General features: G+C 35.3%; 2 protein-coding genes. Both read left to right on the top strand.

Features of this window, described 5'->3' with window-relative positions:
* Positions 1 to 135 precede the first annotated feature (135 nt).
* On the top strand, positions 136 to 1,110 hold the full coding sequence (locus FHS90_RS22155) for a hypothetical protein (protein WP_182514619.1): 975 nt from the start codon (positions 136 to 138) through the stop codon (positions 1,108 to 1,110).
* Between the two features lie 597 nt (positions 1,111 to 1,707).
* A complete protein-coding gene (locus FHS90_RS22150; RefSeq protein ID WP_182514618.1) occupies positions 1,708 to 2,130 on the top strand; it encodes a GCN5 family acetyltransferase in 423 nt (140 codons plus the stop codon).
* The last annotated feature ends 208 nt before the right edge of the window (positions 2,131 to 2,338 follow it).

Below are 2,338 nucleotides of genomic sequence, written 5' to 3'. Positions count from 1 at the left end.
GTATTCAGGTGCAAACCAGTTGCTTTCTACAGCCGAAGTTGGTACTTTGAAAGACAATCAGGCAAACTCTTGGCCGTCGTTTAGCAGCGGCCGTTAGGTGCCATTAAGAATATATCAACTGATTAAATCAACAATATGCCAAAGCTGACAGAGAGACAGAAGATAATAGCAAATATCATCAAGAATGTACATTCAAAGAAATGGGAGTGTGTTATTGACGGCTGTACCAATCCAGCAATAAATTCTCATTTGTTACAACAAAACGGCATACTTGATAATGTTTCTGTAGATGGACATTTAATTGAGTATAAACCAACTGACCCATTTACATGGAAAGAAGATTCGCTACCGTTTGAAAAGAAACGGATTGGCAAGAAAAACGCCTTTTCTCTCCCCTTGTTTTGTAATAATCATGATTCTTCAATCTTTAAAGAAGTAGAAACACACCCAATAGATTTAGAACAATACAGAGTCCAACTATTACTAAGCTATAGGGTTATTTGTGCAGAAATAAGAAAAAAACAAGTGAATGTTGAGCAATTCAGCAGATTGCTTAATGCAGAAACACTAAAAGGTGATAGAGGGCGAGAAAATTTAAGGCTTGTTAAAGAAGGAAACGAATTAGGAATTAAAGATTTAGAAAAATACAAAATTCTCTTTGAGGAGGAATTAATAAACGAGTCATCTCGCTTTACATTTAAAATTTATAAATATCCATTTTTAGACATTTACGGCTCTGCAGTATTTAGCCCACTCGATTATTTAAAAACTGACGCGTACCAGTCTGAGCCATTAAATGGTGTATTCATTCATGTTATACCTTATAATGACTTTACTAATATTATTGTTGGATATTGTAATAACTATACAGATGATTGGATAGTGAAATATATTGATAGTTGGAATAATCTTGAAGAAGAGGATTTTGAGAAAAAGTTAACACAACTATTTGCAGCACATATTGAAAATTGGGGAATGTCGCCTGATTTGCTAAAGGAAATAAAAAAAGATAATCTTCAAAGACTTGAAGAGTACATGGCTAAAAACGCGAATAATCTTTCTCAACATCAAAAGGTTAATTTTAATTTATTTGAATACGATGAAGAATAACGGCACCTAACATTGTATAAAAATCATGCTTCGGCCGACGGCCTCACACTTTTTTTATACTAACCGTTGTGCGTAATTGGAAGTATTGATGAAAAGAAGTTTAACGATATTTTTACTAATACTTCTGTCTTCATGCAGTAAAAGAGAAGACATAGTTTTCTCTGCATTCGACGAACTTCATTATTTGCAACTGTACGACAAAAACAGCGATTTTGAGATTCTATACAATGGCGTAAATACAGCTAAGGGAAAATACCTAGTTAAGAACGACACGATTTATTTAAATTATGATTCTGGACAATTTCTAAACAGAGACAATCAAAAATCTGAAGAAGCTGATAAATTATTGACCAGGCAGGTGAAAATTGACAGGAGAACAGGCAGAATTCAGGCTGTCGACGATAAAAACTTCTGTGCTAATATAAATATTGACCGACTGAAGAATTTATAAATTAATCCGTTTTCGGCTTGTTTTAACAAAATCAGGTCAAAAGCAGAAAAAAAAAGAACAACTCCGCACAACAAGGTATAAACGCCAAGCCACGGCCGACGGCCTCGCCCGTCGTTTATACTAGACGTTGTGCTTAATTATAAGAATTGGAAACTTACCCCAGAGTATCAGACGAGACTAAGATTGGCGACTATCCAGCTTTAGTAAAGGCAGGCGGAGGATACGTATGGGATGAGGTTTTAGAATATAGAGTTTGGTGCCACCCTGAACAAGGTGCTGAAGATACTGAAAATGGGGACGACTATTATTATGTATTCCCTACCTATGAAGAAGCGCTAGAATTTTCTAATAATACCATTGGAGCAGAAGAACCCATTGCGCTAATTCTACAAAAAGAATACATTGATGAAACAGGGCCAGGGGATTATACTCACATAAAAGAAGAAAGATTGGCGGAATGGCCAGTTGAGTTTCTTAAAAGGCCAAAAAGGACAGTAAACACTATACCAGACTTTTTATCACCTAATGCTCCAGAAAATAGATTAGATATTATAAGAGGATTAGTTTAAATCCTTGGCGCTTAGGTAATATCATTTGATTAAAAGAATCAAAAAATAACTAAGCACAACAACGTGTAAACGCCAGCATCGGCCGACGGCCTCCGCCGTCGTTTACACAAGTACGTTAGCTACAATCTTAAATATGAAAAATGTTTAACTGGCTATTTGGTAAAAAGCAGAAGCAACTAACCAAATTTGAATATTATGAAAAGTGGGA

It is taken from the genome of Rufibacter ruber, assembly GCF_014138425.1.
In the GTDB taxonomy this organism is placed as follows: Bacteria; Bacteroidota; Bacteroidia; order Cytophagales; family Hymenobacteraceae; genus Nibribacter; species Nibribacter ruber_C.
Note: the sequence above shows the minus strand (reverse complement) of the source record. Positions and strands in the feature narration are given on the sequence as shown.

Bases quoted from the DNA above. Each gene is read 5' to 3' on its own strand.
- FHS90_RS22155 (WP_182514619.1), top strand. From the start codon at position 136: ATGCCAAAGCTGACAGAGAGACAGAAGATAATAGCAAATATCATCAAG.